This is a genomic window from Paracoccus sp. SJTW-4, assembly GCF_047716885.1.
GTDB classification, from domain to species: Bacteria; Pseudomonadota; Alphaproteobacteria; order Rhodobacterales; family Rhodobacteraceae; genus Paracoccus; species Paracoccus solventivorans.
Genome location: NZ_CP136681.1, coordinates 25779 through 48137, shown reverse-complemented (window position 1 = coordinate 48137; position 22359 = coordinate 25779). Strand labels below are relative to the sequence as shown.

Below are 22359 nucleotides of genomic sequence, written 5' to 3'. Positions count from 1 at the left end.
AGCGCGCTAGAAAGCCACCAGCAACCAAGGAGACCCCGATGCGCGTTTACTACGACCGCGATTGCGACGTGAACCTGATCAAGGACAAGAAGATCGCCATCCTCGGCTATGGCAGCCAGGGCCACGCCCATGCGCTGAACCTGCGCGATTCGGGGGCGAAGAACCTGGTGGTGGCGCTGCGCGACGGCTCGCCCTCGGCGGCGAAGGCCGAGGCCGAGGGGCTGAAGGTGATGGGCATCGCCGAGGCCGCCGCCTGGGCCGATCTGATCATGTTCACCATGCCCGACGAGCTGCAGGCCGAGACCTACAAGAAATACGTCCACGACAACCTGCGCGACGGCGCGGCGATCGCCTTCGCCCACGGGCTGAACGTGCATTTCGGCCTGATCGAGCCCAAGCCCGGCGTCGACGTGATCATGATGGCGCCGAAGGGCCCCGGCCACACCGTGCGCAGCGAATACACCAAGGGCGGCGGCGTGCCCTGCCTGGTCGCCGTCCACCAGGACGCGACCGGCCGCGCCATGGACATCGGCCTGTCCTATTGCTCGGCCATCGGCGGCGGGCGTTCGGGGATCATCGAGACCAACTTCCGCCAGGAATGCGAAACCGACCTGTTCGGCGAACAGGCGGTTCTGTGCGGCGGGCTGGTCGAGCTGATCCGCATGGGCTTCGAAACCCTGGTCGAGGCCGGTTACGAGCCGGAAATGGCCTATTTCGAGTGCCTGCACGAGGTGAAGCTGATCGTGGACCTGATCTACGAAGGCGGCATCGCCAACATGAACTATTCGATCTCGAACACCGCGGAATACGGCGAATACGTCAGCGGCCCGCGCGTGCTGCCCTATGAGGAAACCAAGGCGCGGATGCGCGAGGTGCTGCGCGACATCCAGACCGGCAAGTTCGTGCGCGACTTCATGCAGGAAAACGCCGTCGGCCAGCCGATGTTCAAGGCCACCCGCCGCCTGAACGACGAACACCAGATCGAGCAGGTGGGCGAGAAGCTGCGCGCGATGATGCCGTGGATCTCCAAGGGCAAGATGGTGGACAAGGCGCGCAACTGATTGCGTCACCGCCGCGGCGGGGGCTTCGCGCCCCCGCACCCCCGCGGGATATTTATGGACAGAAGATCAAGAGGCGCTTCGGCGTCCCTTTTTCTTACAGGTCGTTGTGGGCATTCAGCAGCTCGGCGGCGCTGACGGTGCGGCCGGTGGGCAGGCGGCATAGATCGGCGCGGCGGCCCTTGTCCATGCGCAGGATGACGGTGCCGCCGCTGCGCTGGCAGTAATGCGCCGCCGGGTCGACCAGCGCCGCCGCGGCGCCGGTGGCCGGGGGTTTCGGGGCAGGGGTTCCGCAGGCGGCAAGCAGCAACAGCGCCGGGGTCAGCGCGGCAAGCGGGGTCGGCAGGCGGGTCATGGCGGCGATCCTTTCGTCGTGCGCGGCCCAGACTGCCGCCCCCGGGGCGGCGGGGCAAGATGCGCGGCTATTCCTCGGTCACGTCGATCACGCCCTCGACCGCGCGCAGCGCCTGCCGCATCCGCGGGGTGACCGGGACATTCTCGGCCACCTCGACGTCATAGACGGTGTTGCCGTCGCGCACCCGCATCAGCAGCGGCCCCCTGCCCTTGGCCGAGACCGCGATTTCCGCGCTGGCCTCGCGCAGCCGGTCGAGCACCGCCAGCGCGGTGCGCGCGTCCCCCACCTCGACCGCCAGCTGGCCGGAGCCCGCATCGGCCACCGCATCCTCGAGCGCCTGCACCCCGCGCGCCAGCATCTTGACCTGATCGCCCGAGGGTTCCGCGTTCACGGTCAGCAGCACGTTCGTGCCGGGCTCCAGCAGCGACCGATGCGCGTCGAGCACGTCCGAAAACACCGTCGCCTCATAGAGCCCGGTGGGATCCGACAGGGTGACGAAGGCATAGCGCGTGCCCTTGGCGGATTTCTTTTCGGCCCGCGCCGCCACGGTGCCGGCGATCTGGGCGACCAACGGGCCATCGGCGGCCGCGGCCTCGACCTCGGCCAGCGTCATCGCGCCTTTGCGCTTCAGCGCCGCCAGGTAATCGTCCAGCGGGTGGCCCGACAGGTAGAAGCCGACCGCCAGCCGTTCCTCGGCCAGCTTCTCGGCCGGCATCCACACCGGGGCCAGCGCCGGGCGCGGCGGCGGCAGATCCTCGCCGCCCCCGAACAGCGAGGACTGGCTGGACTGCGCGGCCTCTTGCACGGCGGAGGACCAGGCGACCAGCCCGTCCAGCGATTTCAGCACCCGCGCCCGGTTGGGGTCCAGCATGTCGAAGGCCCCGGCGCGGGCCAGCATCTCCAGCGCCCGCTTGCCGATCTGGCGCATGGGCACGCGGCGGGCAAAGTCGTGCAGGTCGGCAAAGGGCCGGTCGCCGCGGGCCGCGACCAGCACCCGCATCGCCTCGACGCCGACGTTCTTGAGCGCGCCCAGCGCATAGACGATGCGCCCCTCGACCACGCTGAAGCGGGGCTGGCTGCGGTTGACGCAGGGCGGGATCACCTCGATCCCCATGCGATCGACCTCGCGCCGATAGATCGCCAGCTTGTCGGTCAGGTGGATGTCGCAGTTCATCACCGCCGCCATGAACTCGACCGGGTGGTTGGCCTTGAGCCAGGCGGTCTGGTAGCTGACTACCGCATAGGCGGCGGCGTGGGATTTGTTGAAGCCGTAGTTGGCGAATTTTTCCAGCAGGTCGAAGACTTCGCCGGCCTTCTTTTCGTCCACCCCTTGAGATTTCGCGCCTTGAACGAACTTGGGCCGCTCCTTGGCCATTTCCTCGGCGATCTTCTTGCCCATGGCCCGGCGCAGCAGGTCGGCGCCGCCAAGGCTGTAGCCGGCCATGACCTGCGCGATCTGCATCACCTGTTCCTGATAGACGATGATGCCCTGGGTTTCGGCCAGGATATGGTCAATCGAGGGATGGATGGATTCCAGCGGCCGCAGCCCGTTCTTGACCTCGCAATAGGTGGGGATGTTTTCCATCGGGCCGGGCCGGTAAAGCGCGACCAGCGCGACGATATCCTCGATGCAGGTGGGGCGCATCCGGCGCAGCGCGTCCATCATCCCCGAGCTTTCCACCTGGAACACCGCGACCGTGCGGGCGCTGGCGAACAGTCGATAGGTGGGCTCGTCATCCAGCGGGATGGCGTTGATTTCGTCGACGGCGCCCACGGGGGGCTCGTAAAGCCGGCGCCCGTCGGCCGCGACATGCAGGTGCCGGCCGCCGGCGCGGATCAGGTCGACGGCGTTCTGGATCACCGTCAGGGTCTTGAGCCCCAGGAAGTCGAACTTGACCAGCCCGGCCTGTTCCACCCATTTCATGTTGTATTGCGTGGCCGGCATGTCCGAGCCGGGGTCGCGGTAGAGCGGCACCAGCCGGTCGAGCGGCCGGTCCCCGATCACCACCCCGGCCGCGTGGGTCGAGGCGTTGCGCAGCAGCCCCTCGACCTGGGCGGCATAGTCCAGCATCCGGGCGACGTTTTCCTCGGCGTCGCGGGCTTCGCGCAGGCGCGGCTCGTCGGCCAGCGCCTTGGTAATGGACACGGGCTTGACGCCCTCGACCGGGATCATCTTGGACAGCTTGTCGCGCTGGGGAAAACCCATGCCCAGCACGCGGCCCACGTCGTGCACCGCCGCCTTGGACAGCAGCGCGCCAAAGGTGATGATCTGGCCCACCTTGTCGCGGCCGTATTTCTCTTGCACGTAGCCGATCACCTCTTCGCGCCGGTCCATGCAGAAGTCGATGTCGAAGTCGGGCATCGACACCCGTTCCGGGTTCAGGAAGCGTTCGAACAGCAGCGAATAGCGCAGGGGATCAAGGTCGGTGATGGTCAGCGCATAGGCCACCAGCGAGCCCGCGCCCGAGCCGCGGCCGGGGCCCACGGGAATCCCCTGCCCCTTGGCCCATTTGATGAAGTCGGCGACGATCAGGAAATAGCCGGGGAAGCCCATCTGCTCGATGATCCCCAGCTCGAAATCCAGCCGCGCGTGATAGTCCTCGACGCTGACGGCGTGGGGGATGACGGCCAGCCGGGCCTCGAGCCCCTCGCGCGCCTGGCGGCGCAGTTCCTCGACCTCGTCATCGGCGAAGCGCGGCAGGATCGGCTTGTGGCGACTGACCGCAAAGGCGCAGCGGCGGGCGATCTCGACGGTGTTGGCGGTGGCCTCGGGCAGGTCGGCGAACAGGGCCAGCATCTCGGCCGCGGATTTGAAGTCGTGGTTGGCGGTCAGGCGGCGGCGGGGCGCGGACTGGTCCACCATGGCGCGTTCGCGGATGCAGATCAGCGCGTCATGGGCACCGAACATCGCGGGATCGGGGAAATACACGTCGTTGGTGGCGACCAGCGGCAGGTCCAGCGCATAGGCGAGGTCGATCATGCCCCCTTCGCTGGCGGCCTCGGCCGGCATCAGCTGGCCGTTGTCCTGCATGTGGCGCTGCAGTTCCACATACAGCCGGTCGCCGAACATCCCCGCCAGATCGCGCAGATGCGATTCGGCATCCGCCAGCTTACCCCCGGCCACCAGCTGCCCCAGCGGCCCGGTCGCGCCGCCGGTCAGGCAGATCAGCCCGGCCGAGCGCTCGGCCAGCTCCTGCATGGTGACATGCGGGAAATCGCGCGGCGGCGTCACGTAAAGGCAGGTGGACAGCGACATCAGGTTCATCCAGCCCGCCTGGTCCTGCGCCAGCAACACCACCGGCGCGCAGGCCGCCCCCGCGTCCAGCGTGATCTGGCAGCCGACGATGGGCTGCACGCCCTCGTCCAGCGCCTTGACCGAGAACTCCAACGCCGCGAACAGCGCATTGGTGTCGGTCAGCGCCACCGCCGGCATCCCCTGCTTCGCGGCCATCCCCGGCAGTTTCTTGACGGGAATCGCCCCTTCCAGCAGCGAATGTTCGGAATGGCAGCGCAGGTGGATGAATTTGGGCTGGTCGGTCATGGCGGCGAACCTAGCACCTGCGGGCCCCGTCTGCGAGGTGGCGCGCGCGCTTTCCCTGCGCTATGCGGGCGCGGCGATTTGGCCGGAACCGGCGAAGACAGTCTAAACCGCAGCCGGGGTAATGCGGTGCGGATTGGGCGATTGTGCAAGGGCGGAAACAGGCTAACCTGCCAAAAACACAACGGGGATGGCGTGACTGACGAACTGTTCCGGGCCGAGAGCCTGTCCAAGACCTACCCCGGGGTGCGTGCGAACGACGAGGTGTCGTTTTCCGTCGCCGCGGGGGAAATCCACGCGCTGCTGGGCGAAAACGGCGCCGGCAAATCGACGCTGGTCAAGGCGATCTACGGGCTGATCCGCCCCGATGCGGGGCGGATGTGGCTGGGGGGCGTCCCCCATGCGCCGGCCGATCCCCATGCGGCGCGGGCCGCCGGCGTGGGCATGGTGTTCCAGCATTTCAGCCTGTTCGACGCGCTGACCGTGGCGGAAAACATCGCGCTGGGGATGGATGCGCCGCCGCGCCGCGCCGACCTGTCGCGCCGCATCGCGCAGGTCAGCGCCGCCTACGGCCTGCCGCTGAACCCGGCGCGGCGCATCGAATCCCTGTCGGCGGGCGAACGGCAGCGGGTGGAAATCGTGCGCTGCCTGCTGGGCAATCCGCGGCTGCTGATCATGGACGAACCGACCAGCGTGCTGACCCCGCAAGAGGCCGAGATCCTGTTTGCCACCCTGCGCCAGCTGGCAGCCCAGGGCACCGCGATCCTGTATATCAGCCACAAGCTGGACGAGATCCGCACCCATTGCGACCGCGCCACCATCCTGCGGCAGGGCCGCGTGGTGGGCACGGTGAACCCGCGCGACCATTCCGCGCGCGAACTTGCGGCGATGATGGTGGGGGCGGAAATGCGGCTGGTCGACCGTTCCGGCCGGCAGGCGGGCGCGGTGGTGCTGACGGTCGCCGGGCTGACCTCGGCCCCCGCGACCGAGGGGACCTCGCTGCAGGATGTCGGCTTCCAGGTCCGCGCAGGCGAGATCCTCGGCATCGGCGGCGTCGCCGGCAATGGGCAGGAAGAGCTGATCGCCGCGCTGTCGGGCGAGACCACCGGCCGGCCCGGCACGGTGGTGCTGGACGGCCACGACCTGTCCGCGCAAGGGCCCGAGCCGCGCCGCCGCGCCGGGCTGCTGGCCGCGCCCGAGGACCGGCTGGGCCATGCCGCCGTCCCGGAGATGAGCCTGACCGAGAATGCCATCCTGACCGGCGCCACCCGCCAGCAGCTGCAAAGGCACGGCGTCATCGACCACCGCGCCGCCCGCCGCTTTGCCGAAACCATCATCGCCGATTTCGACGTGCGCACCCCCGGCCCCGCCACCGCTGCCGGGGCGCTGTCGGGCGGCAATCTGCAGAAATTCGTCATCGGCCGGGAAATCCTGCAGGCGCCGCGGGCGCTGGTGGTCAACCAGCCAACCTGGGGCGTGGACGCGGGCGCCGCCGCCGCGATCCGGCAGGCGCTGCTGGATCTGGCCGGGCGCGGCGCCGCGGTCGTCGTCATCAGCCAGGACCTTGATGAACTGCTGGAGCTGTCGGACCGCTTCGCCGCACTGAACGCCGGCCGGCTGTCGGCGCCGGTCGCGACCGAGGGGCTGACGCTGGAACAGATCGGGCTGATGCTGGGCGGCGCCCATGGGATGGAGGTCGCCCATGTTGCGGCTTGAACCCCGGGCCGCGACGCCGTGGTGGCTGGCCGTCGCCTCGCCGCTGATGGCGGTGGTGGCGACGATGGTGGCGGGGGGCGTGCTGTTCGCGCTGATGGGGTTCGACCCGGTGGCCTCGATCCGCACCATCTTCTGGGATCCGCTGTTCGGCCCCGCCTCGGGCTATTCCCGCCCGCAGCTGCTGGTCAAGGCCGGGCCGCTGATCCTGATCGCCTCGGGCCTCGCCATCGGCTTCCGCGCCGGCATCTGGAACATCGGGGCCGAGGGGCAATACATCATCGGCGGCATCTGCGGCGCGGCGGTGGCGCTGGCCGCCTATCCGGCCGAAGGGGCGTGGATTTTCCCGGCCATGGTGCTGGCGGGCGCGGCCGGAGGCTGGGCCTGGGGGATGATCCCCGCCACCCTGCGCAACTGGACCGGGGCGTCTGAAATCCTCGTCTCGCTGATGCTGGTCTATGTGGCGCAGCGGGTGGCGGCGTGGATGGCCTTTGGCCCGATGCGCAACCCCCAGGGCTTCGGGATGCCCGGATCGCGCAACCTGCAGCAATATCCTTCGGCATCGAACCCCGAGCTGATCGCGGGCACCGGGGCGCATTGGGGCGTGGTCGCCGCGGCGCTGGCGGTGCTGGCAACCTGGTTCCTGATGAGCCGCCATATCCGCGGCTTCCGCATCCGCGTGGCCGGGCTGGCGCCGCGGGCCGCGCGCTTTGCCGGCGTCCGGCCTGAAACGCTGGTGGCGTTCTGCCTGGGCCTGTCGGGCGCGCTGGCGGGGATGGCGGGGCTGTTCGAGGTCTCGGGCCCCGGCGGGCAGATCACCGACAGCTTCGGGTCGGGCTACGGCTTCACCGCCATCATCGTGGCGTTCCTGGGCCGGCTGCATCCGCTGGGGATCCTGCTGGCCGGGCTGCTGCTGGCGCTGACCTATATCGGCGGCGAGCTCGCGCAGCTGATGCTGCAACTGCCCGCCGCCACCGTGCAGGTGTTTCAGGGGATGCTGCTGTTCTTTCTGCTGGGTTTCGACACGCTGACCCGGTACCGCCTGCGCTGGAGGGGAACGAAATGATCGGCTGGACCACCTTGCTGCTGCTGATGTCGGCGGCCACCCCGATCCTGTTCGCCGCCCTGGGCGAGGCCATCGCCGAGCGCTCGGGCGTACTGAACCTGGGCGTCGAGGGAATGATGATCACCGGCGCGCTGGCGGGCTTTGCCGCCGCCCATGCCACCGGCAGCCCACTGGCCGGCTTTGTCGCGGGGGCGCTGGCGGGGGCGGCGATCTCGCTGATCTTCGGGGTGCTGACCCAGTATCTGCTGACCAACCAGGTCGCCACCGGGCTGGCGCTGACCATGTTCGGGCTGGGGCTGACCGCGATGTTCGGCCGCCCGTACGAGGGCGTGAAAGCGCCCTCGATGCCCGGCGGGCCGCTGGGGGTGAACTGGGCGATCTGGCTGGGGCTGGCGCTGGTGCCGGTGACCTGGTTCGTGCTGAACCGCACCCGCCGCGGGCTGATCCTGCGTGGGGTCGGTGAAAACCACGACGCCGCCCATGCGCTTGGCTACAAGGTGCGGCTGGTGCGGCTGGTGGCCATCGCCATCGGCGGCGCCATGGCCGGGATCGGCGGCGCCTATGTCTCGATCGCCACCGTGCTGCAATGGACCGAGGGCATGACCGCCGGCGCCGGCTGGATCGCGCTGGCCATCGTGGTCTTTGCGGGGTGGAGCCCGTGGGGCGTGCTGGCCGGGGCCTGGCTGTTCGGCGGCGTCGCCGTGCTGCAGCTGCGGCTGCAGGCCGCCGGGGTGGCGGTGCCGGTGCAGCTGCTCAGCATGGCGCCCTATCTTGCCACCATCGTCGTGCTGGTGATCATATCCGCGCGGCAGAAATACCGCGGCCGCGGCAGCGCCGCGCCCGGCTCGCTGGGGCGGCCGTTCCACGCTACAAGATGACAACGACCCGACAGAGGAGACTCCGATGAACCGCAGAACCCTTTTGGCCTCGGCCGCCGCACTGGCGCTGATGGCGATGCTGCCCCCCCTGCCGGCACGGGCGCAGGGCACCCCCATCCCCGAGGGCGAAAAGCTCAAGGTCGGGTTCATCTATGTCGGCCCGGTCGGCGACGGCGGCTGGTCCTATCAGCACGACCTGGGCCGCAAGGCGATCGAGGCGCATTTCGGCGACCGGATCGAGACCAGCTATATCGAGAACGTCCCCGAGGGCGCCGATGCCGAGCGCGCGCTGACCCAGCTGGCGCTGGCCGGCAACAAGCTGATCTTCGCCACCAGCTTCGGCTTCATGGACGCGGTGATCAACACCGCCGCCAAGTTCCCCGACGTGAAGTTCGAGCACGCCACCGGCTACAAGCGCGCCGAGAACGTCGCCACCTATGACGCCCGCTTCTACGAAGGCCGCGCCGTCATGGGCACTATCGCCGGGATGATGACCAAGACCAACAAGATCGGCTTCATCGGTTCCTTCCCGATCCCCGAGGTGATGCAGGGCATCAACTCGACCTTCATCCACGCCCGCAAGGTGAACCCGGATGTCGAGCTGAAGGTGGTTTGGGCCTATACTTGGTTCGACCCCGCGAAAGAGGCCGACGCCGCATCGGCGCTGCTGGCCGAGGGCGTGGACGTGATCCTGCAGCACACCGATTCCACCGCGCCGCTGGCCAAGCTGCAGGAAAAGGGCGGCATCGGCTTTGGACAGGCCTCGGACATGGCGGCGTTCAAGCCCACCCCCCGGGTCAGCGCCATCATCGACAACTGGGAGCCCTATTACATCAAGCGCGTGGGCGAGGTGCTGGACGGCACCTGGGCCTCGCACGGCGTCTGGCTGGGGATCAAGGACGGCGAGGTCGGCATCGGCGAGATCACCGAGGCAGTCCCCGCCGAGGTCAAGGACGCCGCCGAGGCGATGCGCGACCAGATCGCCGGCGGCTATCACCCGTTCACCGGGCCGCTGAACAAGCAGGACGGCAGCGCCTGGCTGGCCGAGGGCCAGACCCCCACCGACGAAGAGCTGGCGTCGATGGATTTCTTCGTCGAGGGGATCACCGCCCAGATCCCGCGCTAAGGCAGCGGGAATGCAGAAAGGGCGGGCCATCGCGGTCCGCCCTTTTTCGTTCCCCTCGAGCGTAGCGGCCCTTGCAGCGTTGCGACAGGGCTGTCTGCCCCCGCGCGGCCTGCGGCCTGTCGGGCTCTGCCCCTGGGCTCACTGAAACGGTCCACCGAACCGCTTCCGGGCGTTCGCCAGCCCCGAGGATATTCGGGACCGCCCGAAGCCGCTGCCGCGGCCAAGGACTGCGTCAGTCCAGATGCGACTGGATGAACCACAGGTCCTTGTCGACCTGACGCGAGACCTCGGTCAGGATGTCGGCGCTGTCTGCGTCGCCAGCCTCGTCCACCGTGTCGATGGCGCCGCGCAGCCGTTCGCCCAAGGCGCGCATCCGGGCCGACACCTCCTTGAGGTGGTCCGCGACCTTGGTCACGTCGGTCGGATAGGGCGGCAGCGCCGTGGCCTTGGCGACCTCTTCGACCGTGCCGACGGCGGTGCCGTCCAGCTGCTGGATGCGTTCGGCCATCGCATCGACGCCGGGGTCCAGCCGCGCCTTGACCTGATCCATCAGCTCATGCACCGCGATGAAATTGGGGCCGCGCATGTTCCAATGTGCCTGTTTCAGCGCCATCGACAGCGCCAACCCGTCGCTCATGCAGGCTTGCAGTTCGGTGATCGCGGTCTTGCGGGCGTTGTCTTCCAGCCCGGCCAGCTTCACAGCCATCTCGGTCTCCTTGCGGTGAACATCTTCGCAAGGACAACATGGGGTTGCGGCAATGGTTCCACCCGCTGGCCGCATGGCCCCCATGCGAAAACGGCGCCCCCGCAGGGACGCCGTTCGGAAATGCCGGACATCATGGTCCGCGATCAGGCAGTGGCCTGCTGGATGAACTTCACGGCGTCGCCGAAGGTCTGGATCGTCTCGGCCGCGTCATCGGGAATCTCGATGCCGAACTCTTCCTCGAAGGCCATGACCAGCTCGACGGTGTCCAGCGAATCGGCGCCCAGATCGTCGATGAACGAGGCGGTCTCGGTGACCTTTTCCTCTTCGACGCCCAGATGCTCGACAACGATCTTCTTCACGCGATCAGCGATGTCGCTCATGTCTCGTTCCTCAGTTACGGGCACTCCGCCCGGATGCAGCCGGGCGGACCCGGCGACAAGCCGCGGGCGGGTCCCGACGGCCTTGAAGTGGGGATATAGCAACGCGGTCGTGATCCGCAACCGGTTTCGCGCGCCCCGTCAAACCATCGCCATGCCGCCGTTGACGTGCAGCGTGGCGCCGGTGACATATGCCGCCTGCGTGCTGGAAAGATACAGCACCGCGGCGGCGATTTCCTCGGGGCGGCCCATGCGGCCGGCGGGAATCTGCCCAAGGATCCGCGATTTCTGCTCGTCGTTCAGCGCGTCGGTCATCGCCGTCTCGATGAAGCCGGGGGCGACGCAGTTGACGGTGATGCCGCGGCTGGCGACTTCATAGGCCAGGCTTTTCGACATGCCGACCAGCCCGGCCTTGGCGGCGGCGTAATTGCCCTGCCCCGGGTTGCCGGTCTGCCCCACCACCGAGGTGATCGAGACGATCCGCCCCCAGCGCGCCTTCATCATCCCGCGCAGCACCCCGCGCGCCAGCCGGAAGGAGGAGGTCAGGTTCACCTCGAGCACCTGCGCCCATTCCTCGTCCGACATCCGCATGAACAGGTTGTCGCGGGTGATGCCGGCGTTGTTGACCAGGATATCGACCGAGCCCATCGCCGCCGCCGCCTGTTTCGGCAGCGCCTCGACCGCGGCCGCATCGCCCAGATTCGCCGTCACCACATGGGCGCGCGACCCCAGCCGCGCGGCCAGTTCCTGCAAGGGCGCCTCGCGCGTGCCCGACAGCGTCACCGTCGCCCCCGCCGCGTGCAGCGCCGTGGCCACGGCCGCGCCGATCCCGCCCGAGGCGCCGGTGACCAAAGCGTTCTTCCCGGTCAGATCAAACATCGAAAGCCTCATCTTCTGTCTAGACATATCCCGGGCTTTCGAGCGCCCGGAAAACAGTCCGGTGGACTGTTTTCAGTGAGAAAGGGGCAACGCCCGAGCTGGGCAGCGCCCCGGAGCGGCATCAACCCTTCAGCGCCTCGATATCCGCGGGCGTCCCGACCGCCCGGGTCACGGCCCCCGGCGCGATGCGCTTGATCATCCCCGACAGCGCCTTGCCGGCGCCGATTTCCCAGAACTCGGTGACGCCCTGCCCGGCCATCAGCTGCACCGACTCGCGCCAGCGGACGGCGCCGGTGACCTGCTCGACCAGCAGCTGCCGGATGGCGCCGGGCTGCAGCACCGGCTCGGCGCGGACATTGGCGACCAGCGGCACCGCGGGCTCGTGGATATCGACCCCGGCCAGCGCCTCGGCCATCACGGTGGCGGCGGGCTGCATCAGCGCGCAGTGGAAGGGCGCGGACACCGGCAGCATCAGCGCCCGCTTGGCGCCGCGTTCCTTGGCCAGCGCCGCGGCGCGTTCGACCGCGGCCTTGTGCCCCGAGATCACCACCTGCGCCGGGTCGTTGTCGTTGGCGGCCTGGCAGACCTCGTCCCCCGCCGCCTCGCGGGCGATCTCGTCCACCTGCGCCAGATCCAGCCCCAGGATCGCGGCCATGGCGCCGACGCCCACCGGCACCGCATCCTGCATCGCGGTGCCGCGGATGCGCAGCAGCCTTGCGGTATCGGCCAGGCTGATCGCACCGGCGGCACACAGCGCCGAATATTCGCCCAGCGAATGCCCGGCGACATAGGCGGCGTCGGTGATGGCAAAGCCCTCGGCTTCCAGCGCGCGCATCGCCGCGACCGAGGTCGCCATCAGCGCCGGCTGGGCGTTGCGGGTCAGGGTCAGGGTGTCGGCGTCGCCGTCCCAGATCAGCGCCGAGAGGTTTTCGCCCAGCGCCTCGTCCACCTCGTCAAAGACGGCCTTGGCGGCGGGCCAGGTCTCGGCCAGCGCGCGGCCCATGCCGATGGTCTGGGCACCCTGCCCCGGAAAGACGAAAGCCCGCATGATCGGTCCCGTAGCTGCTGCATTTGGGCCGGGATAGCCCGGCGGGGGGCGGCATGGCAATTGGAACCGGGGAAAAAACGGGGCTTCGCCCCCGCCGGCCAAGGCCGGCTCCCCCAGGATATTTAAGTGATGAAGAAGAAAGCCGCCCCGTTGCGGGGGCGGCCCTGAAGCTTTCCGGGGGTGCGAGGCGGTCAGCCGACCAGTTCGAGGCCCGAGAAGAAGAAGGCGATTTCCTGCGCCGCGGTTTCCGGGGCGTCCGAGCCGTGGACCGAGTTTTCGCCGACCGACAGCGCGAACTCCTTGCGGATGGTGCCTTCGTCGGCCTGCGCGGGGTTGGTCGCGCCCATCACTTCGCGGTTCTTGGCGATGGCGTTTTCGCCCTCGAGCACCTGCACCACGACGGGTTCCGAGGCCATGAACTCGACCAGCTCGCCGTAGAAGGGGCGGTCCTTGTGGACTTCGTAGAACTTGCCGGCCTGGGCGGGCGACAGGTGGATGCGCTTCTGCGCGACGATGCGCAGGCCCGCGTCCTCGAACTTGGCATTGATCTTGCCGGTCAGGTTGCGGCGGGTGGCGTCGGGCTTGATGATGGAAAGCGTGCGTTCGATGGCCATGAGATTCCTCGGGTCCGAAGGTTGTTCGATTGGCCGGGCGGCTATCATGCCCCCCGCGCGATGAAAACCCCGCGGCGGCGGGCGCAAGGTGACAACGGCAGGGACGCGAGGTCGGGAATGCAAAAAGGGCAGCCCGTCAAGGCTGCCCCGATCATCATCGCAGGTCCGTGGACCGCTGCGATCAGATGAACTGGATGTTCGTCGCCGATTCGCGCCCGTCGCGGCCGCTTTCCAGCTCGTAGCTGACCTTCTGCCCGTCGGCCGGGGCGTGCAGGCCCGCGCGCTCAAGCGCCGAAACGTGCAGGAACACGTCGCGGTTGCCGTTTTCCGGCTGGATGAAGCCGAAGCCTTTGGTCGAGTTGAACCATTTCACGGTGCCGTTGGCCATCGTGAGATCTCCTGTCATGTTGCCATCCGCGGAAATGCGATGGCCCGGCGCAGTCAGTCGAAAAGCATACTGAAGCCGGGTAACCGAAGACAGGTAGCAGATAGATAACGTTGCCCGACCTACCTAGGCGCTTTGCGGCGGCAATACAAGCGCCGCGTTGACGAATGCCGCCGGCTGCTGCAATCCCCCCCCATGCTGCGCATCGACGACATCTCCTATTCCATCGCCGGACGGCCGCTGTTCCAGAACGCCAGCGCGGTGATTCCGGACGGGCACAAGGTCGGGCTGGTCGGCCCGAACGGCGCCGGCAAGACCACGCTGTTCCGGCTGATCCGGGGCGAGCTGTCGCTGGACGGCGGCGCCATCACCCTGCCCGCCCGCGCCCGCATCGGCGGCGTCGCGCAGGAATCGTCCGCGACCGGGATCAGCGTGCTGGAGACGGTGCTGGCCGCCGACACGGAACGTCACGCGCTGCTGGCCGAGGCTGCCACCGCCAGCGACCCCCACCGCATCGCCGAGATCCAGACACGGCTGGCCGACATCGACGCCTGGTCGGCCGAGGGGCGCGCGGCCGCGATCCTGCAGGGGCTGGGGTTCCCGCCCGCCGATCAGGCCCGGCCCACCGGCGATTTCTCGGGCGGCTGGCGGATGCGGATGGCGCTGGCGGGGGTGCTGTTCGCGCGTCCCGACCTGCTGCTGCTGGACGAGCCGACGAACTACCTCGACCTCGAAGGGGCGCTGTGGCTCGAAGGGTATCTGGCCCGCTACCCCCATACCGTCATCGTCATCAGCCACGACCGCGGGCTGCTGAACCGGGCCGTGGGGTCGATCCTGCACCTGGATGACCGCAGGCTGACGCTGTATTCCGGCGGCTACGACAGTTTCGCCCGCATCCGGGCCGAGCGCCGGGCCCTGCAGGCCGCCGAGGCCAAGAAGCAAGAGGCCCGCCGCGCCCATCTGCAAAGCTTCGTCGATCGTTTCCGCGCCAAGGCCACCAAGGCCGCGCAGGCCCAGTCCCGCCTGAAGGCGCTGGCGAAGATGGAGCCGATCACCGCCCCCGAAGAGGCGAAGTTCCACCGTTTCACCTTTCCCCAGCCCGACCAGCTGTCGCCGCCGATCCTGTCGCTGGACGGGGTCTCGGTGGGTTATGGCGAACGCGCGGTGCTGCGGCGGCTGAACCTGCGCATCGACCAGGACGACCGCATCGCGCTGCTGGGCCGCAACGGGCAGGGGAAATCCACCCTCTCCAAGCTGCTGGCCGGGCGGCTGCCGGCGATGGAGGGGGCGGTCGCGCGCTCGTCCAAGCTGCGGGTGGGGTATTTCGCCCAGCACCAGGTGGACGAATTGTCGCTGGACGAAACCCCGCTGGACCACGTCCGCCGCCTGCGCCCGGACGAGGCCCCGGCGCGGCTGCGCGCCCGGCTGGCAGGCTTCGGGCTGATGGAGGCGCAGGCGGAAACCAGGGTGCGCGCGCTGTCGGGCGGGCAGAAATCGCGGCTGTCGCTGCTGCTGGCTACCATCGACGCGCCGCATCTGCTGATTCTCGACGAGCCGACCAACCACCTGGACATCGAATCGCGCGAGGCGCTGACCGAGGCGCTGAACGATTATACCGGCGCGGTGGTGCTGGTATCCCACGACATGCATCTGCTGGAACTGGTCGCGGACCGGCTGTGGCTGGTCGCGGACGGCGCGGTGCGCCCCTATGCCAACGACCTCGACAGCTACCGCAAGTCGCTACTGGCCCCGGACGAACCCGAGCGCCCGCGCGAGGCTGCCAAGCCCGCGGCAAAGCACGCCAGCCGCGACGAAATCCTGGAACTGCGTGCCGAAGTCCGCCGCGGCGAGGAGCGGGTCGAAAAGCTGACCACCATGCTGGAAAAGATCAGCGAAAAGATGGCCGACCCCGCGCTTTACGACGACCCCGCCGAGGCCGAGAAATGGGGCCGCAAGCACGCCGAGGCGACGCAAGCCCTGCCCCGCGCCGAGGCACTGTGGCTGGACGCGCTGGAACGGCTCGAGGCGGCCGAGCGGGGCTGAGGCGGCGGTTGCGCGAGAGTGTGATCTCGGGCCGGGTTGTCCGGGGCGAATGCTGTTGGCCGGATCGGATGACGGGGCGATGACAGGTACGGGCGCCGGCTCAACGTCCACGCCGACCGGACGCGGCTGATCGGGCACCAGCCGGACCGGGGCCGGCCTTCCCAACGCGGGCGCGCGCCCTTTCCTCTGCCTTCCGGACCGCCTATATGCACCACATGACTTCACCGGAGAATGGCATGACCCAGCCGCAGACAACTGAAGGCGAGCCGCTGATCGCGCCCTCGTCCGTCGACCACCCGCTGTACGAAAGCGTGGTCGAGGCCTGCCGCACGGTCTACGACCCGGAAATCCCGGTCAATATCTTCGACCTCGGGCTGATCTACACCATCGCCATCGACGACACCAACGCGGTGCGCATCATGATGACGCTGACCGCCCCCGGCTGCCCGGTCGCGGGCGAGATGCCGGGCTGGGTCGCCGATGCGGTCAGCGCGCTGCCCGGTGTGCGCCAGGTCGACGTGGACATGACCTTCCAGCCGCCCTGGGGAATGGAAATGATGTCCGACGAGGCGCGGCTGGAGCTGGGCTTCATCTGAGCCCTGCGTTCCGCGCCACACCACCACAGAAACCCCACACCGTCGCACGGCCCGTCGCTGCCACCTCCGTTCCCGGCGGCAGGCAACCCCAAGCGGCTTGCCGCCCCCGCGACCGATTTAGCCACCTCCGGCGCAGGCAGGCGGCCTGCCTCTCCCGCGCCAGCGTCTTCTTTCTGGTCTCGACACCCATCCGCCGGGCGATAAATCTCGCGGCCGCTTGCCCAAGCCCAACGTGCCTTCCCGTGTCAGCCGCTTCTTTCTGGCTGAAATACCCATCCGCCCAGCGACGCAAACCACCGCGCTCGCCCGCTCCGGCCCAGCGCTTCCTCCGCACCAGCCGCTTCTTTCTGGCCCAAATACCCATCGCCCCAGCGACGCCGGACCCGCGCCGCCCATGGCCACACTAGCGGCCCAGCCAGCGCCGGAACCGGCCCCGCATCCGGTCGGCCCGCGCCTCGGCCCGCTCGACCGCCGGTTCCAGGCGGCGGGCGGCAAAGCGGTTCCACCGGCTCCAGAACAGGAACAGCGCCAGCCCCATCGCCGCCAGGATCACCATCGCCAGCCAGTTCATCGGCCGGTCCTGCGGTCCCGCCACCGGGCGGATCGAGATCGCGTTCGGGAAGATGGTGATCAGGTCGTTGCGCCAGCCATAGGAGGTGATGCTGACCCAGCGGGGCTGCGCGGCAGTGGACCGCATGTCCCCCGCGATCGCATGCAGGTCCGAGCTGTCGTATTTGAAATACGGCGGCCAGATCAGGCCGGTGTCCTCGTTGCGATAGACCCGCGGGCGCCCGTTCGGCCGCACCGTGTCGATAAAGCGCACGTCGCGCCGCCCCTCGGCGGTCTCGACCGCGCCGGTCGAGGCAGCGGCATAGAAGATCCGGTTCCAGCCCAGATCGGTCAGCTTGTTATAGGTGTTGGTGATCCGCACCGTGTCGCGGCTGGGCAGCGAATAGTCGAGGAACAGGAACAGCAGCACGCCGAAGGCCACCCCCAGCACCACCTGGATGTTGCGCATGGACATCGCCTCTCCTTGCATCTTGCCTGCCCGGGCACTCTACCGGCCCCGCCCCCGGGGCGCGAGCAGGAATGTCGGGGAGTGCCGCCGGGTTCCGCCGCGGCCGCGCAGGCGCGCATCGCGGGCAATTCCCCTTGCCCGCCCGCCGTGGCAGGATGGCGGAAAACGGACCGAGACATGAACCGAACCCTGCCCATCGGCGCGCTGGTCTATGTGCTGCTTGCGCTGCTGCTGTCGCTCTATTTCGCCTTTGCCGCCGTGCAGGGCCCCTCGGGGATCCTGCGCCGGGTCCAGCTCGAGGCCGAGACCGCGCAGCTGGTGGCCGAGCGCGACGCGCTGGCGGCCGAGGTGGCGCGGATGAAGAACCTGACCCGGCGGCTGTCGGATGAATACCTCGATCTCGAACTGCTGGACGAACGCGCCCGCGACGTGCTGGGGCTGGTGCGCGGGGACGAGCTGATCGTCCGCTGATCCCGCGGCGTCCTGCTGCGTCTCCACAAGCTTTCTCTGCCGATCTTCGCCGGCCACGCCCGAGGGTGCAGAATGCGCCTTGCGTCCGGCGAAATCCCGATTCTAAGATAGTTCAACGCTGAACCATTTTTTCGGCAGCATCCAGGAACCCGGAGAACGCAGATGGCGAGAAAGCCGGCCGAGACGGCCCAGCCCCCGCAGCAGCCCAATGTCTCGCGCGACGAGCTGCTGAAATACTATCGGGAAATGCTGCTGATCCGGCGATTCGAGGAAAAGGCAGGCCAGCTTTACGGCATGGGGCTGATCGGCGGGTTCTGCCACCTCTACATCGGGCAAGAGGCCGTGGTGGTCGGGCTCGAGGCCGCCGCGAAAGAGGGCGACAAGCGCATCACCAGCTATCGCGACCACGGGCACATGCTGGCCTCGGGGATGAAGGCGCGCGGGGTGATGGCAGAGCTCACCGGCCGCATCGGCGGCTATTCCAAGGGCAAGGGCGGCTCGATGCACATGTTCAGCCGCGAAAAGCATTTCTACGGCGGCCACGGCATCGTCGCGGCGCAGGTGCCGCTGGGCGCAGGGCTGGCGTTTGCCGACAAGTACAAGGGCAACGACAACGTCACCTTTACCTATTTCGGCGACGGCGCTGCCAACCAGGGCCAGGTCTATGAAACCTACAACATGGCCGAGCTGTGGGACCTGCCGGTCGTCTTCGTGATCGAGAACAACCAGTACGCCATGGGGACCAGCATGAAGCGGTCCACCAAATCCACCACGCTGTTCGGCCGCGGCGAGGCCTTCGGCATCCCCGGCGAGCAGGTCGACGGCATGGACGTGCTGGCGGTCAAGGCCGCCGGCGAAAAGGCCGTGGCCCACTGCCGCGCCGGCAAGGGCCCGTATATCCTTGAAATGATGACCTATCGCTATCGCGGCCACTCCATGTCCGACCCGGCGAAATACCGCACCCGCGAAGAGGTGCAGAAGATGCGCGACGAGCGCGACCCGATCGAGCACGTCCGCCAGCTGCTGCTGCAGGGCGGGCACGCGGCCGAGGACGACCTCAAGGCGATCGACAAGGACATCAAGGACATCGTGAACGATTCCGCCGATTTCGCCCGCGAAAGCCCCGAGCCGCCGCTGGAAGAGCTGTGGACCGACATCTACGCCGACGACGTGCCGCAGCAGTCGTCGCAAGACGTGAACGCCTGAGAGAGGGGCTGACAGATGGCAACCGAAATCCTGATGCCCGCGCTCTCTCCGACGATGGAGGAAGGCACGCTGGCCAAATGGCTGGTGAAAGAAGGCGACACCGTGAAATCCGGCGACATCCTCGCCGAGATCGAGACCGACAAGGCCACGATGGAGTTCGAGGCGGTGGACGAGGGCGTGATCGGCCGCCTGCTGGTGGCCGAGGGTACGCAGGGGGTCAAGGTCAACACCCCCATCGCCACGCTGCTGGCCGAGGGCGAATCGGCCGACGCCGCGCCCGCGCCCGCAGCGGAAAAGCCGCCTGCCGAGAGCGAGGCCAGCCGCGACGAGGCGTCCGAGGCGCCCGCCCCCGCCCCCGCCGCCGCCAAATCCGCGGTCGAATCGGTCCACACCCCGGAACCCGACGAATCCCCCGACTGGCCCGAGGGCACCGAGCTCAGGCAGATGACCGTCCGCGAGGCGCTGCGCGAGGCCATGGCCGAAGAGATGGAGCGCGACGAATCGGTGTTCCTGATGGGCGAGGAGGTCGGCGAATACCAGGGCGCCTACAAGATCAGCCAGGGGCTGCTGGACCGTTTCGGCCCGCGCCGGGTGGTGGACACGCCGATTTCCGAACACGGCTTTGCCGGCATCGGCGTCGGCGCCGCCTTTGGCGGGCTGCGCCCGATCGTCGAGTTCATGACCTTCAACTTTGCCATGCAGGCCATCGACCAGATCGTGAACTCGGCCGCCAAGACGCTGTACATGTCGGGCGGGCAGATGGGCTGCCCCATCGTGTTCCGCGGCCCGAACGGCGCCGCCGCCCGCGTCGCCGCCCAGCACAGCCAGGATTACGCGGCGTGGTATGCGGCGATCCCGGGCCTCAAGGTCGTGCAGCCCTATTCCGCCGCCGACGCCAAGGGGCTGCTGAAGACCGCGATCCGCGACCCGAACCCGGTGATCTTCCTGGAAAACGAGATCCTCTATGGGCGCAGCTTCGACGTGCCGGTGCTCGAGGATTTCACCGTCCCCTTCGGCAAGGCCAAAGTGGCGCGCAAGGGCTCTGACGTGACCATCGTCAGCTTCGGCATCGGCATGGCTCATGCGCTTGAGGCGGCCGAGAAGCTGGCCGAGGGCGGGATCGAGGCCGAGGTGATCGACCTGCGCACCCTGCGCCCCATCGACTATGCCACGGTGCTGAAATCGGTGCAGAAGACCAATCGCTGCGTGACGGTGGAAGAGGGTTTCCCCGTCGGTTCCATCGGCAATCACATCAGCGCCTGGTTGATGGAAAACGCCTTTGACTGGCTGGACGCGCCGGTGATCAACTGCACCGGCAAGGACGTGCCGATGCCCTATGCGGCCAACCTTGAACGGCTGGCGCTGATCACGGCCGACGAGGTCGTGCAGGCCGTCCGCAACGTGACCTATCGGTAAGGGGGCGCGAGACATGGCAACCGAAATCCTGATGCCCGCGCTTTCCCCGACGATGGAGGAGGGCACGCTGGCCAAATGGCTGGTGAAAGAAGGCGACACCGTGAAATCCGGCGACATCCTCGCCGAGATCGAGACCGACAAGGCCACGATGGAGTTCGAGGCGGTGGACGAGGGCGTGATCGGCAAGATCCTGATCGCCGAGGGCACCCAGGGCGTCGCCGTCAACACCCCGATCGCGGTGCTGGTCGAAGAGGGCGAAAGCGTCGAGGACGTCGAGGGGGCAAGTCCCCCCTCCGCACCCAAATCCGAGACCGCGGCCGACGCACCCGACGAAAAGCCCGCTGCAAAACCCGATGCCGCCGCAGCCCCGGCCGCGGGCAAGGCGCAGGCAGCCGCAGCCCCGGCAAGGGACAAGGGCAACCGCATCTTCGCCTCTCCGCTCGCGCGGCGGATTGCGGCGGAACGCGGCATCGACCTTGCCGGCATCACCGGCAGCGGCCCGAAAGGCCGCATCGTCAAGGCCGACGTCGAACAGGCCCAGCCCGGCGCGGCCAAACCCGCCGCCGCCGAGGCCCCGAAACCCGCCGCAGCCCCGGCGGCCGCAGCCGCCGCCCCGCAGGGCATGGGCTACGAGACCGTGCGCAAGATGCTGGAAGGCCGCGAGACTACCGAGATCGCGCTGGACGGGATGCGCCGCACCATCGCCGCACGGCTGTCCGAGGCCAAGCAGACCATCCCGCATTTCTACCTGCGCCGCTCGGTGAAACTCGACGCGCTGATGGAGTTCCGGGCGACGCTGAATGCGCAGCTGGAATCGCGGGGCGTCAAGCTGTCGGTCAACGACTTCATCATCAAGGCCTGCGCGCTGGCGCTGCAGCAGGTGCCGGCGGCGAACGCGGTCTGGGCCGGCGACCGGATCATCCAGCTGAAACCCTCGGACGTGGCGGTCGCCGTCGCGGTCGAGGGCGGGCTGTTCACGCCCGTCCTGAAGGACGCCCACCAGAAGACTCTGTCGGCGCTGTCGGCGGAAATGAAGGACCTCGCCGCCCGCGCCCGCTCAAAGAAACTGGCGCCGCATGAATACCAGGGCGGCAGCTTCGCCATCTCGAACCTCGGCATGTTCGGGATCGAGAACTTCGACGCGGTGATCAACCCGCCGCACGGCGCCATCCTCGCCGTCGGCGCCGGCATCCCCACCCCGGTGGCCGAGGGGGGCGAGATCGTGATCCGCAACCTGATGTCGCTGACCCTCTCGGTCGACCACCGGGTGATCGACGGCGCGCTTGGCGCGGAACTCCTGGCCGCCATCATCGCCCATCTGGAAAACCCGCTGGGGATGCTGGCGTGACTTCGGAATGGCGCGATATCCATGCGCGCCATTCCGTCCTGCGCGAGGTCATCCTTGAGCACCAACTGACCGCCTCGCTGCTGCAGCGCCTATGGCAGCGGGGCGTGTTCGACGTCGAAATCCTGCACTCGGCCTTCGACGCCGGCGGCTACGATCTGGTGCTGAGCGGCCGCAGCATCACGCGCCATGTCCAGCTCAAGGCCAGCCGTAAGGGCGCCAGCACCAGATCGCAAAAGGTTGGAATCGCGCTGGCCCGGCGGCAAGCAGGCTGCGTCGTCTGGATGGAGGTCGATGACGGTCTCAATATCCTAGGCTATCGCGTGTTCATTCCGGGCCCGGACAGCTTCGACAACTATCCGGTCGCCCGCCATACAAAAGCCAATGCAGAGGGTTTCAAGGCCGAACGTCCAGCCCATCGGGTCGTGCCCGCCACCAGGTTCGTCGCGGTGGACGGCCTCGATGGCCTACTCGACAAGCTGCTCGGGCCCGACGCCTGGCCCGCCCCCTTAACGGGATAG

21 protein-coding genes are annotated in these 22359 nt (G+C 68.3%); 12 read left to right on the top strand and 9 right to left on the bottom strand.

Annotated elements, in window-relative coordinates:
• Positions 1-38: 38 nt before the first annotated feature.
• A complete protein-coding gene (ilvC, locus tag RSP45_RS00225) occupies positions 39-1061 on the top strand; it encodes a ketol-acid reductoisomerase (protein ID WP_415392766.1) in 1023 nt (340 codons plus the stop codon).
• A 94-nt stretch (positions 1062-1155) separates the two neighbouring features.
• Here ilvC and RSP45_RS00220 read toward each other — a convergent pair whose 3' ends face one another.
• Both RSP45_RS00220 and dnaE read right to left on the bottom strand, forming a co-directional pair.
• The gene (locus RSP45_RS00220; RefSeq protein WP_073064647.1) at positions 1156-1413 is read right to left on the bottom strand and encodes a DUF333 domain-containing protein; all 258 of its coding nucleotides are present in this window, start codon (positions 1411-1413) and stop codon (positions 1156-1158) included.
• Between the two features lie 67 nt (positions 1414-1480).
• Positions 1481-4954 (bottom strand): DNA polymerase III subunit alpha, encoded by a 3474-nt coding sequence (gene dnaE / locus RSP45_RS00215; RefSeq protein WP_415392765.1) that lies wholly within the window; start codon positions 4952-4954, stop codon positions 1481-1483.
• A gap of 192 nt (positions 4955-5146) precedes the next feature.
• On the opposite strand from dnaE, the gene RSP45_RS00210 reads away from it, so the two are divergent.
• The 4 genes from RSP45_RS00210 to RSP45_RS00195 are packed head-to-tail and all read left to right on the top strand — an operon-like array spanning position 5147 to position 9734.
• A complete protein-coding gene (locus RSP45_RS00210; protein ID WP_415392764.1) occupies positions 5147-6667 on the top strand; it encodes an ABC transporter ATP-binding protein in 1521 nt (506 codons plus the stop codon).
• Positions 6654-7730 carry an ABC transporter permease gene (locus RSP45_RS00205; RefSeq protein ID WP_415392763.1) on the top strand — a complete coding sequence of 359 codons (1077 nt, stop codon included), beginning with the start codon at positions 6654-6656 and terminating at the stop codon, positions 7728-7730. The genes RSP45_RS00210 and RSP45_RS00205 overlap by 14 nt, the downstream gene beginning before the upstream one ends.
• The gene (locus RSP45_RS00200) at positions 7727-8608 is read left to right on the top strand and encodes an ABC transporter permease (RefSeq protein ID WP_415392762.1); all 882 of its coding nucleotides are present in this window, start codon (positions 7727-7729) and stop codon (positions 8606-8608) included. The genes RSP45_RS00205 and RSP45_RS00200 overlap by 4 nt, the downstream gene beginning before the upstream one ends.
• 25 nt (positions 8609-8633) lie before the next feature.
• The gene (locus tag RSP45_RS00195) at positions 8634-9734 is read left to right on the top strand and encodes a BMP family ABC transporter substrate-binding protein (protein ID WP_415392761.1); all 1101 of its coding nucleotides are present in this window, start codon (positions 8634-8636) and stop codon (positions 9732-9734) included.
• A gap of 232 nt (positions 9735-9966) precedes the next feature.
• Here RSP45_RS00195 and dps read toward each other — a convergent pair whose 3' ends face one another.
• From dps to RSP45_RS00165, 6 genes are all read right to left on the bottom strand, one after another.
• Positions 9967-10440 (bottom strand): DNA starvation/stationary phase protection protein Dps, encoded by a 474-nt coding sequence (dps, locus tag RSP45_RS00190; protein ID WP_073064627.1) that lies wholly within the window; start codon positions 10438-10440, stop codon positions 9967-9969.
• 143 nt (positions 10441-10583) lie between these two features.
• Positions 10584-10820: an acyl carrier protein gene (locus RSP45_RS00185; protein ID WP_073064624.1), complete on the bottom strand. Its 237-nt coding sequence runs from the start codon at positions 10818-10820 to the stop codon at positions 10584-10586.
• Positions 10821-10958: 138 nt separating this feature from the next.
• On the bottom strand, positions 10959-11696 hold the full coding sequence (gene fabG / locus RSP45_RS00180) for a 3-oxoacyl-ACP reductase FabG (protein ID WP_415392760.1): 738 nt from the start codon (positions 11694-11696) through the stop codon (positions 10959-10961).
• Between the two features lie 121 nt (positions 11697-11817).
• Positions 11818-12744, bottom strand: coding sequence for an ACP S-malonyltransferase (gene fabD / locus RSP45_RS00175; protein ID WP_415392759.1), 927 nt, complete (start codon positions 12742-12744; stop codon positions 11818-11820).
• Between the two features lie 191 nt (positions 12745-12935).
• Positions 12936-13358: a nucleoside-diphosphate kinase gene (gene ndk / locus RSP45_RS00170; protein ID WP_303730750.1), complete on the bottom strand. Its 423-nt coding sequence runs from the start codon at positions 13356-13358 to the stop codon at positions 12936-12938.
• Between the two features lie 181 nt (positions 13359-13539).
• On the bottom strand, positions 13540-13746 hold the full coding sequence (locus RSP45_RS00165; protein ID WP_415394099.1) for a cold-shock protein: 207 nt from the start codon (positions 13744-13746) through the stop codon (positions 13540-13542).
• 192 nt (positions 13747-13938) lie between these two features.
• Here RSP45_RS00165 and RSP45_RS00160 point away from each other — a divergent pair, with 192 nt between their 5' ends.
• The gene (locus tag RSP45_RS00160) at positions 13939-15786 is read left to right on the top strand and encodes an ABC-F family ATP-binding cassette domain-containing protein (RefSeq protein ID WP_415392758.1); all 1848 of its coding nucleotides are present in this window, start codon (positions 13939-13941) and stop codon (positions 15784-15786) included.
• Positions 15787-16001: 215 nt separating this feature from the next.
• Positions 16002-16382, top strand: coding sequence for an SUF system Fe-S cluster assembly protein (locus tag RSP45_RS00155; protein ID WP_415392757.1), 381 nt, complete (start codon positions 16002-16004; stop codon positions 16380-16382).
• Positions 16383-16785: 403 nt separating this feature from the next.
• Here the strand turns inward: RSP45_RS00155 and RSP45_RS00150 are convergent, their stop codons facing one another.
• A complete protein-coding gene (locus tag RSP45_RS00150; protein ID WP_415392756.1) occupies positions 16786-17406 on the bottom strand; it encodes a DUF1523 family protein in 621 nt (206 codons plus the stop codon).
• A gap of 171 nt (positions 17407-17577) precedes the next feature.
• On the opposite strand from RSP45_RS00150, the gene RSP45_RS00145 reads away from it, so the two are divergent.
• The 5 genes from RSP45_RS00145 to RSP45_RS00125 all read left to right on the top strand — a co-directional run bounded on the left by RSP45_RS00145 (position 17578) and on the right by RSP45_RS00125 (position 22359).
• A complete protein-coding gene (locus RSP45_RS00145; RefSeq protein WP_303730754.1) occupies positions 17578-17871 on the top strand; it encodes an FtsB family cell division protein in 294 nt (97 codons plus the stop codon).
• Positions 17872-18033: 162 nt separating this feature from the next.
• The gene (gene pdhA, locus RSP45_RS00140; RefSeq protein ID WP_415392755.1) at positions 18034-19077 is read left to right on the top strand and encodes a pyruvate dehydrogenase (acetyl-transferring) E1 component subunit alpha; all 1044 of its coding nucleotides are present in this window, start codon (positions 18034-18036) and stop codon (positions 19075-19077) included.
• Between the two features lie 15 nt (positions 19078-19092).
• Positions 19093-20493, top strand: coding sequence for a pyruvate dehydrogenase complex E1 component subunit beta (locus RSP45_RS00135; protein WP_415392754.1), 1401 nt, complete (start codon positions 19093-19095; stop codon positions 20491-20493).
• 13 nt (positions 20494-20506) lie between these two features.
• Entirely contained in the window at positions 20507-21841 is a 1335-nt protein-coding gene (locus RSP45_RS00130; RefSeq protein WP_415392753.1) for a pyruvate dehydrogenase complex dihydrolipoamide acetyltransferase, read from the top strand.
• The gene (locus tag RSP45_RS00125; protein ID WP_415392752.1) at positions 21838-22359 is read left to right on the top strand and encodes a hypothetical protein; all 522 of its coding nucleotides are present in this window, start codon (positions 21838-21840) and stop codon (positions 22357-22359) included. The genes RSP45_RS00130 and RSP45_RS00125 overlap by 4 nt, the downstream gene beginning before the upstream one ends.

What these genes read in the sequence shown, in the direction of transcription:
- ilvC (WP_415392766.1), top strand. Translation starts at nt 39, where the DNA reads ATGCGCGTTTACTACGACCGCGATTGCGACGTGAACCTGATCAAGGAC.
- RSP45_RS00220 (WP_073064647.1), bottom strand. Translation starts at nt 1,413, where the DNA reads ATGACCCGCCTGCCGACCCCGCTTGCCGCGCTGACCCCGGCGCTGTTG.
- dnaE (WP_415392765.1), bottom strand. Translation starts at nt 4,954, where the DNA reads ATGACCGACCAGCCCAAATTCATCCACCTGCGCTGCCATTCCGAACAT.
- RSP45_RS00205 (WP_415392763.1), top strand. Translation starts at nt 6,654, where the DNA reads ATGTTGCGGCTTGAACCCCGGGCCGCGACGCCGTGGTGGCTGGCCGTC.
- RSP45_RS00200 (WP_415392762.1), top strand. Translation starts at nt 7,727, where the DNA reads ATGATCGGCTGGACCACCTTGCTGCTGCTGATGTCGGCGGCCACCCCG.
- RSP45_RS00195 (WP_415392761.1), top strand. Translation starts at nt 8,634, where the DNA reads ATGAACCGCAGAACCCTTTTGGCCTCGGCCGCCGCACTGGCGCTGATG.
- dps (WP_073064627.1), bottom strand. Translation starts at nt 10,440, where the DNA reads ATGGCTGTGAAGCTGGCCGGGCTGGAAGACAACGCCCGCAAGACCGCG.
- RSP45_RS00185 (WP_073064624.1), bottom strand. Translation starts at nt 10,820, where the DNA reads ATGAGCGACATCGCTGATCGCGTGAAGAAGATCGTTGTCGAGCATCTG.
- fabG (WP_415392760.1), bottom strand. Translation starts at nt 11,696, where the DNA reads ATGTTTGATCTGACCGGGAAGAACGCTTTGGTCACCGGCGCCTCGGGC.
- fabD (WP_415392759.1), bottom strand. Translation starts at nt 12,744, where the DNA reads ATGCGGGCTTTCGTCTTTCCGGGGCAGGGTGCCCAGACCATCGGCATG.
- ndk (WP_303730750.1), bottom strand. Translation starts at nt 13,358, where the DNA reads ATGGCCATCGAACGCACGCTTTCCATCATCAAGCCCGACGCCACCCGC.
- RSP45_RS00165 (WP_415394099.1), bottom strand. Translation starts at nt 13,746, where the DNA reads ATGGCCAACGGCACCGTGAAATGGTTCAACTCGACCAAAGGCTTCGGC.
- RSP45_RS00160 (WP_415392758.1), top strand. Translation starts at nt 13,939, where the DNA reads ATGCTGCGCATCGACGACATCTCCTATTCCATCGCCGGACGGCCGCTG.
- RSP45_RS00155 (WP_415392757.1), top strand. Translation starts at nt 16,002, where the DNA reads ATGACTTCACCGGAGAATGGCATGACCCAGCCGCAGACAACTGAAGGC.
- RSP45_RS00150 (WP_415392756.1), bottom strand. Translation starts at nt 17,406, where the DNA reads ATGTCCATGCGCAACATCCAGGTGGTGCTGGGGGTGGCCTTCGGCGTG.
- RSP45_RS00145 (WP_303730754.1), top strand. Translation starts at nt 17,578, where the DNA reads ATGAACCGAACCCTGCCCATCGGCGCGCTGGTCTATGTGCTGCTTGCG.
- pdhA (WP_415392755.1), top strand. Translation starts at nt 18,034, where the DNA reads ATGGCGAGAAAGCCGGCCGAGACGGCCCAGCCCCCGCAGCAGCCCAAT.
- RSP45_RS00135 (WP_415392754.1), top strand. Translation starts at nt 19,093, where the DNA reads ATGGCAACCGAAATCCTGATGCCCGCGCTCTCTCCGACGATGGAGGAA.
- RSP45_RS00130 (WP_415392753.1), top strand. Translation starts at nt 20,507, where the DNA reads ATGGCAACCGAAATCCTGATGCCCGCGCTTTCCCCGACGATGGAGGAG.